Here is an 8,120-nt window from a genome sequence, read left to right as displayed (position 1 = left end):
ATCCCAAGTTGAAGTCGTCAACTTAATTAATTTTTTGTTAGACTGTAAATAATCATAGCCAAGAGCCTTTCTTTTTTAAGATCTTAGAAACTCCGGTCATAACAAAGAGAGCTTCGACTTTTCTCTTTAGCCCGGGAAAAATAACGTAAACCACAAACAATTTTTTATATTTCAAAATCCGATTTATCCACCATGGCTACCTTCTGGTCGGTATCCCACACCCTTGGAACAAAAGAGAAGGTTTTTTCCTGGCGGATAGATAGCCGAGGAAATATTTTTATAAAAAGGAAGTTCAGGAACGGCTGTTTCCCCAGGATCGATAAAATTAGTTGCAGTCACCTGGACAAACTTCAGGGGTTTATGCAGGACAGGGAATGGAAATACCTGGCAAACGACGCCGCAAAGCTGTATATGGGGACTGAAAAGGACGGTATAGGCAAATTCCTGTACAGGCTCAGGCCAGAGGTTCCGTATGCCCAGCTCTCAAGCCAGTTAGCAGCTATTTTTTATCACTCTGAAGTCTGGGAATGGAACGAGCAAAAAAGGGGCATGAAGTTTCTGCTGCTCCCCGGAAACTGGCAGGAGAAGACAGCGCATTATTACAGGAATTCGCTGGCTCTGAAAAATGAAGGCACTTTTATAGATGAATTTTCAGAAAGTGGTGCGAAAGTAGAACAGGGACAGGAACAGGAAGAATTGCAAGAAACATCGAACGAATCACTGCCAGAAGAAGCAGTCCCTAAAATAGAGCAGACAAAACTTTCGACCTTTTTCGGATTTTAAGGAAAAAATAGGAAAGAAATGATCGAAGAATGTGGCTTTTAAACTATTCTGGAAGCCCGGATTCAGGCAGTTTCAATTTCCATTTCGATGCCGCCAAACTTCTTTGCGACAAAATTATAAATGACGCCAATAAGAAACCCTCCTATTCCTCCCGCAATTCCATAAAAGAGAACAACACCTATAATCACAAGTATACTTTCAGTAAGACCAATAGGTCCCTCTGCGCTCATCATAAGAAGAATGAACGGCGAAAAAACAACTGCAAGAATCAGATACATAAGACCGAAAACTTTTGCCATAGATGTACTATTTAAAGATTTGATACGCACCATCCAGGATCACCTACTTAATTATTTAATATAGTTTTTCTTCTATAAAGGCTTATTCTGTTAGATGGCTGAAACAGGCGGCTTTTTTCAGGGATCAGGCTACAGGAAAGTCTCAACAGAGAAAGCCAGAAAAGCCAGAAAAACCAGAAAAGCCAGAAAAACCAGAAAAGCCAGAAAAGCCAGAAAAGCCAGAAAAATCAGTAGAGTAGAAAAAGGCAGATAGAAGAAGAAATTGCCATTAAAAACCCTTAACCATCAATTCAATGGTACATACGAGTTAAAGGCTCGATTGTTATAACTACAAGGGTTAGTTTTTCGTAATCTACTCTATAAAGAAGCCTTAGATGCCTGGACCGAAACCGGAATAAATTTTCCTGGCTTTCGATTATTCTTTTTGCGCCCAGGGGAACGGGATCAAAAGCAAGCTCTTCAAGGGTTTCCCTGACCCTGGAGTGCGTACTCTCATCTGCCTTCATCATAAAATCCTGTGCCGGGATATCAAAAAAAACTTCGAACATTTCAGATCCTCGTTTTTTCAAGCTTCTTTAACGGTACAAGTCTTCCTCTTGCCTCATTTTCAAAACTTCTGAAAACAAGCTCTTTTTCTTCTGCGGTGAGCAGGGCATCTATATCGACCATATGCTCCTTAATTTCTGCAAGCTGTTTCTTTATGAAATTAAGCTCTTCAAAGATTTTTCTATCGATTTTTTCCCCGGTCATCAGAACCACTGCCTTTGGTTATATAGCTTGTAAACCGTTATCCACTATTCAATGTTTGGAAGCAGCATCAAAGAGTTATCTCATAATATAGAGCGTCTCCTGACAAAGAGTTATCTTCTTACTTCCTCATCAAAGTATCGTGAAATCAAACTCTCTGGAAAACTTTAAATTCAGGATATCCAGATTATTCAGAGTGTCCAGATTATATTGATTGAACTTTTAGATTTCAATTTAAAAAATCGAATACAAAAAACCTGGCAAACTCAAAAGGTAAATATTATAAGAATAACAAAATTGTACATAAAACCTGGAGATCTGTAAAGGGGCAGGAGAAAAAAATGGTAACTGGAAACCTCGGGTTTTTCATCTATGTATTCTCATCCATCTTTGTGGTTGTAAGCCCTATCAGCGGAGTTGTAACTTTTATCTCCCTGACGAGCAAGATGACCCGCAAGGAAAAAAATGAAATCGCAAAAAAAGCAGTGGTGCTCGCGTGCGTAATCGCCCTATTTTTTGCAATTACCGGAAGCGTGATACTTAAATTATTCAGCATCAGTGTGGACTCACTTAGGGTTGCGGGAGGACTCCTGCTTTTCAGTATAGCATTTGACATGATGCATGCAAAGGTCTCAAGGGAGAGCATTACTGAAGAAGAAATTACTCAGTCCCAGGAACGGGAAGATATCTGGGTATTTCCGATCGGCCTTCCGCTCCTGACAGGTCCGGGTACTATCAGCACAGTAATTGTCCTTATGGGAGTGGCAGATGGCGTTCAACAAAAAGCAATCGTTCTCATATCTATTATATTTGCATTCATAATCTGCCTGATTGTCTTCCTTTTCTCGAGGAGGCTCCACAAGTTTATAGGATATAATGGAATGCTGGTCTTTACAAGGCTCATGGGGCTTTTGCTTGCGGCTCTTGCAGTGGACCTGACTGCCACGGGAATAATAAACATATTCGGGCCAGTAATTTGAAACCTTCAGGTTTGAGAGTTCAAAACTCTTGAACCTTCAAAATTCTAACACATGCCGGGTTATCAGACAGGATTATCAGACAGGGTTGGTTAACCCTGTTTTCCGTTATACTGCCTATTCACGTACTCGATCAGTTTACTGCCTGTGAGCCTTTCGCTTGAGGGGCCTATGCGGATATAGAACTCTTCGTCATTTTTATCAGGATTGAGGAAAACAGCCTTATCACTTTTTCTGCAGTCGATTTCCAGGATGTTTTTACCGCTTACAGGCACAAGGGCGTACTCTATCATGGGAGCGTAGTTAAGGCCGATATGCTGCTTTATGAGCTGTTTGAAATGCAGGAGGAACTTATCCTCATTCGGAAAGCCGTCGTTTTTGATTCCCAGAACCTCCCCGCTGTTGGAGACGCCAACAAGAAGTATTCCGCCGTCAGTGTTCAGGTACGCGACTATCGTCTTCAGTACTGCATGTTCTATATTCCAGTCAGGCTTTCCGCTAAGAAGGTTCATTCGCAGCGTGGACTTGAACTCAAGCTTCTTGCTCTCCCCCCGACGGATCAGCTCCAGAATGTAGTCCGAATCATTTGCAAGCTTCACCGCCTCCCGGATAAGTTCGAGCTTCTTGCGGATATGGGTTATACTCTTGGGATAGGTTGAAAGCCTGCATTCGAACACACTTAGCTGGGAAATAAGTTCCTTTGTGAGAGCTTTGATTTTAAGGACCTCAAGCTGGACCTGCAGGTCAGGGAGATAGAGTTTGCTATGTGTAAGAGAATCAAGATCCACATTCGGAAAAGATGATATTCCGGGAAGAAGAGGAACAGCCGTACCTGAAAGTAAAGAAGTGTTCTCCCCTGTTTCCGTACACATATTTTCAACCGAAACTTTGCCTTTAAATGTGATTTCATTTGCCGCCAGAGAGGTGATTATTCCTGAAAATCCCGATTCTCCTGATAAATAAGCATCTCCGGCAGCTTCATGCAGGGCAGAAACCTCAGAGAGTGCCATAGCCGGCTCTTCAGGTTCCCGGGTTTCAGGTCTCAGGATAAAGCCCCTCGTCTCCCAGGCCTTCCGGATCTTCAGGCCGAGAGGATTGTTGAAAAAGTCTGCAAGGTATTCCGAACTTGCTTTCTCAGGGTTAAGGACAAGCTGAATGTAAGCCTGAAAATCGTTTCCAGTCCCGGAAAGAGAACTGACGGCCTTCAGTTCTTCATAAATGGGGAGATAGAGTGAGTTTTCTTCTCCGGTAAAGCCGTACTCCAGGCCCGGGTCAGGAGAATTGACCTTTAGCATAAGGTCAGAGAGGCTTGTCGGCTTCAGGCCATACTGACTGCATAATGAATCTATTTCTTTTTCGACCATGCGGATCAAACAGAAAGGGTTTCTAGTATTAAAGCTGTTTTAAAGCTGTTTTCAGGTTTATGCAATTGTTGAGGTTAATGTTGCATATTGAATTCTAAAACTCATATACCTTTTTCTGTTCAAGTTACTTAAAATTTTATTTTCCTGTTGGAAACCCGATAAACAGGAAGGAAAAAGTTCCAAAATAAAAAGAAAGAATAGAAAAAAACCGTATCTGATTACATGGTTGGTATTTTGGAATCTGACTTGCCAGTACATATATTCTTTCGTTTTTTATTTACTATATGCAGGCGGGCTCAAGCGGTGCACGGTATTCGGAAAGAAAGAAATCCATATCCCATTTCGGGTTTTTTGGAATAATGCCAGCCAGAAAACCCGGGAATGCCCGGAAAAATAAAAAATAATTCAAAAACAGGTGCCTGGCCCGAAATTCATAAAACCTCAACAGGAAACCCGTTAAATCTTTAGATTTAGCGGGTAGTTGACATCGCTAGTTGGTCAGAGCCAGGCTTGCCTTAGACATGTTTTAAGATTCCCAGTTCAGATATTAACCATCTCGATACTATTTTCGGCTTCTGGAACGTTAATATCAGTTTAGCCTTAGTACAGTTCTTGAAAATCAGTTATCTGAATATCGCCTTAAATGTTAGCTATTTCCTGGACTGCGGATTGAGTGGATGCACTGACCGATGTAACTGAGGACGTACACCCACATTTTCTGCAGTAGTAAAAATTATTTGAGCCAATTATCTGTTTTTTAAGAGGTGTGTCACATCTGACACATTTTGAAGGGAAGTCAAACATATCTCTACTCACTCCATAATCATTAGCGGTTCAAGCCTTGCGGTTTCTTTTCTTGTCCAGTACCCGCACACAGTACAATATTGGAACCCTCTGAAAAGATCGTTTTCAAGTTTGGAATGGCACTCCGGACATCTTTTCAAAAAAAATATATTCTCCGGCTCTTTTTTATCCCCTGTAATTTGTGTTTTGGTTATTTTCTGCATAATTAATTGCTTCCTTTGTATTTTTTACACCCAATATGAATATTTACTGCATTGTGTATATAGATTTACCTGCATTAACTTATTTTTAATGCAGGTATGACATATTCTGCAAATATCTACAGTTCCCAACCGGCGGGGATTGCCCTGGATAATCATAAATCACCATTATGGATAGCCACTGATCGATAGCTGTTGATAACCGACCTCTGGCAATTGTCGGCTGAAAATTTGGCCAACTTCATAATAAGTAAGTCGGCAGATTCCCGGGTCGTTTTTCAATGCCTTCCGAGCTCCTTTTCAGTTTTAAGAACCTGAAGGGTGATTTTCATAACAGAGTCCGGATTAAGGGAAATAGAATCGATCCCCTCTTTTACCAGGAATTCTGCAATCTCAGGGAAATCACTCGGAGCCTGCCCGCAGATCCCGCTGTGCCTTCCATTCCGTTTTGCTCCCTGCACTGCCATTGACATTATTTTCATAACTCCCGGGTCCCGCTCATCGAATTCCGCGGCAAGCAGTTCGGAGTCACGGTCAACTCCGAGGGTTAGCTGGGTCAGGTCGTTTGAGCCTATAGAGAAGCCGTCAAAGACTTCGCTGAACTCGTCGACAAGCAGGACGTTATTGGGGATTTCGCACATAACATAGACCTGAAGCCCATTTTCTCCGCGCCTGAGCCCGTTTTTCTCCATCTCGGCAATGACTTTCTTCGCTTCCTGAACTGTCCGGCAGAAGGGGATCATAAGAATGAGGTTTGTAAGCCCCATTTCATCCCTTACCTTTATCATAGACCTGCATTCAAGGGCAAAACCTTCCCTGTAGCGTTCATCAAAGTAACGGGAAGCTCCCCTGAACCCTATCATGGGGTTGTTTTCTTCCATCTCAAAATAGCTGCCCCCAACAAGGCTTGCATATTCGTTGGTCTTGAAGTCGCTCATCCTGACCACAACAGGCTTCGGGTAAAAAGCTGCAGTAATCAACCCGACGCCTCTGGCAAGCTGCTCGACAAAATAATCTTCTTTTTTCTCATATCCCCTTGTCAGTTTTTCGATCTCCCGGAGTTCTCCCGGGTCTTTGACCTTTTCCGGGTGCACAAGGGCCATAGGATGGACTTTGATATAGCTTGTAATAATGAACTCGAGTCTTGCAAGCCCGATCCCGTCATTGGGAATCATGGAAAACGCAAAAGCGCTTTCAGGGTTTCCAAGGTTCATCATAATCTCGGTTTTGGGACGTTCCAGGTCTTTCAGGCTGAGGGTGTCTTTATGGAAGTGAAGGATGCCTGCATATACAAGCCCATCTTCTCCCTCGGCACAGCTAACAGTAATTTCCCTGCCTGTTTCGAGGACTTCAGTAGCATTTCCAGCCCCGACTACCGCAGGGATTCCGAGTTCCCGGCTGACAATAGCCGCATGGCAGGTCCGTCCCCCTTTGTTTGTGACAATCGCAGCTGCGGTTTTCATAATCGGCTCCCAGTCAGGAGTGGTTGTGTCCGCAATCAGGATCTCTCCGGGCTTGAAAGAGGGCAGGTAAGAAACATCAGGGATCACACGGACCTTTCCGGAAGCGATCTTATCCCCCACGCTCCTGCCTTTTGCAAGGACTTCGGATTTCTCTTCAAGGACATAGGTTTCCAGCATATCCTTTTCTCTCTGGGACTGGACGGTTTCGGGCCTTGCCTGTACTATGAAGAGTTCTCCTGTTATGCCGTCCTTTGCCCACTCGATGTCCATGGGCCTGGATTCCCTGTACTTGTTAGAATAATGGTCTTCAATATCGATCGCATATCCGGCAAGCTTGAGCACCTCTTCGTCATTAATACAGAAGCGCAACCTTTCAGCCTCAGGAACCTCCACGTTCCGGGTGAGCACTTTGGAATCTCCCCTGCCGTAGATCATCTTGATTTCTTTGCTTCCTATCTTCTTCTGGATGATCGGCTTGTATCCTTCCTTGAAAGTCGGTTTGAAGACGTAGAACTCATCGGGATTGACCTGCCCCTGAACGATATTCTCTCCAAGCCCGTATGTGCCTGTAATAAAGACCACGTCTCTGAATCCGGTTTCCGTGTCAAGGGTAAAAATAACCCCGCTGGAAGCCAGATCCGACCTGACCATTTTCATGATTCCTATGGAAAGGGCTACCTTGAAATGGTCGAAATTGTTGGTTACACGGTAGGAAATGGCCCTGTCCGTAAAGAGTGAGGCAAAACAGCGCGTGCAGGCATCCCGAAGCCCGGGATAGCCCCTGATGTTGAGGTAAGTCTCCTGCTGCCCTGCAAAAGAAGCAGTTGGCAGGTCTTCAGCCGTTGCCGAACTCCGCACAGCTACATCCGTATCTTCTCCATACTGCTCGCAGAGGCGGTCATAGGCATCTTTGATCTCCTCCCAGAGGTCATCCGGAATTCCGGCTCCAAGGATCAGGTCCCTTGCAATCTTCCCCCTTTTTGCAAGGTCTGCAACATCCGCAGTATCAAGCCCTTCCATTGTCTTTTTGAGCTTTTCGAGAATTTCTCCGGCTTTCAGGGTATGCCAGTAAGCATCAGAAGTGACTGAAAAGCCATTTGGAATCCTGATCCCCTTTGAAGTAAGTTCCCTGTACATTTCCCCAAGGGAAGCATTCTTCCCGCCCACCAGCGGGACGTCCTCGATCGTGGTCTCTTCAAACCAGCGGATGTACTTGCTTTTGTTTGCAGGCATATTTCCCGAAATCCCCTCATAAGATTTTGTCTGAACTAAATATGAGTTAAATAGCACTGTAACACATTTAAATTTTAATGGCGTTGTGGAAAAGTTACCAAAAAGCGCAAAGTGCAAACGCCAGAACAGAAACTTTCCCGGATTGAATTCAAAGCCCCATATTAATTATGCTCTAATGAAAGAAATCAGTTCGCCTACATAGAATCAATTATTCCAAAGTATTCACGTAAAATGAAAAACCAGAAAAGCT

At 43.6% G+C, this 8,120-nt stretch carries 8 protein-coding genes; 3 read left to right on the top strand and 5 right to left on the bottom strand.

Features of this window, described 5'->3' with window-relative positions:
• Positions 1 to 192: 192 nt before the first annotated feature.
• Positions 193 to 783: a hypothetical protein gene (locus tag EO93_RS10425; RefSeq protein ID WP_048133704.1), complete on the top strand. Its 591-nt coding sequence runs from the start codon at positions 193 to 195 to the stop codon at positions 781 to 783.
• A 62-nt stretch (positions 784 to 845) separates the two neighbouring features.
• Here the strand turns inward: EO93_RS10425 and EO93_RS10420 are convergent, their stop codons facing one another.
• Positions 846 to 1,115 carry a hypothetical protein gene (locus EO93_RS10420; RefSeq protein ID WP_156161294.1) on the bottom strand — a complete coding sequence of 90 codons (270 nt, stop codon included), beginning with the start codon at positions 1,113 to 1,115 and terminating at the stop codon, positions 846 to 848.
• A 61-nt stretch (positions 1,116 to 1,176) separates the two neighbouring features.
• On the opposite strand from EO93_RS10420, the gene EO93_RS17490 reads away from it, so the two are divergent.
• Entirely contained in the window at positions 1,177 to 1,335 is a 159-nt protein-coding gene (locus EO93_RS17490; RefSeq protein WP_156161293.1) for a hypothetical protein, read from the top strand.
• 37 nt (positions 1,336 to 1,372) lie between these two features.
• Here EO93_RS17490 and EO93_RS10415 read toward each other — a convergent pair whose 3' ends face one another.
• Positions 1,373 to 1,630 (bottom strand): type II toxin-antitoxin system RelE/ParE family toxin, encoded by a 258-nt coding sequence (locus EO93_RS10415; RefSeq protein ID WP_048133706.1) that lies wholly within the window; start codon positions 1,628 to 1,630, stop codon positions 1,373 to 1,375.
• Between the two features lies 1 nt (position 1,631).
• Entirely contained in the window at positions 1,632 to 1,832 is a 201-nt protein-coding gene (locus EO93_RS10410) for a hypothetical protein (protein WP_048133707.1), read from the bottom strand.
• Between the two features lie 338 nt (positions 1,833 to 2,170).
• Between EO93_RS10410 and EO93_RS10405 the strand changes: the two genes are divergently transcribed.
• Positions 2,171 to 2,809 (top strand): MarC family protein, encoded by a 639-nt coding sequence (locus EO93_RS10405; protein ID WP_048138079.1) that lies wholly within the window; start codon positions 2,171 to 2,173, stop codon positions 2,807 to 2,809.
• A gap of 89 nt (positions 2,810 to 2,898) precedes the next feature.
• On the opposite strand, the gene EO93_RS10400 is transcribed toward EO93_RS10405, so the two are convergent.
• Both EO93_RS10400 and ppsA read right to left on the bottom strand, forming a co-directional pair.
• Positions 2,899 to 4,170 carry a helix-turn-helix domain-containing protein gene (locus EO93_RS10400; protein WP_048162487.1) on the bottom strand — a complete coding sequence of 424 codons (1,272 nt, stop codon included), beginning with the start codon at positions 4,168 to 4,170 and terminating at the stop codon, positions 2,899 to 2,901.
• Positions 4,171 to 5,452: 1,282 nt separating this feature from the next.
• Positions 5,453 to 7,870 (bottom strand): phosphoenolpyruvate synthase, encoded by a 2,418-nt coding sequence (gene ppsA, locus EO93_RS10390; protein WP_048162483.1) that lies wholly within the window; start codon positions 7,868 to 7,870, stop codon positions 5,453 to 5,455.
• Positions 7,871 to 8,120: the final 250 nt, after the last annotated feature.

Source organism: Methanosarcina sp. 1.H.A.2.2 (genome assembly GCF_000979975.1).
Lineage (GTDB): Archaea > Halobacteriota > Methanosarcinia > Methanosarcinales > Methanosarcinaceae > Methanosarcina.
The sequence above is the reverse complement of the archived record's forward strand: the minus strand, read 5'-3'. Positions and strand labels throughout refer to the sequence as shown.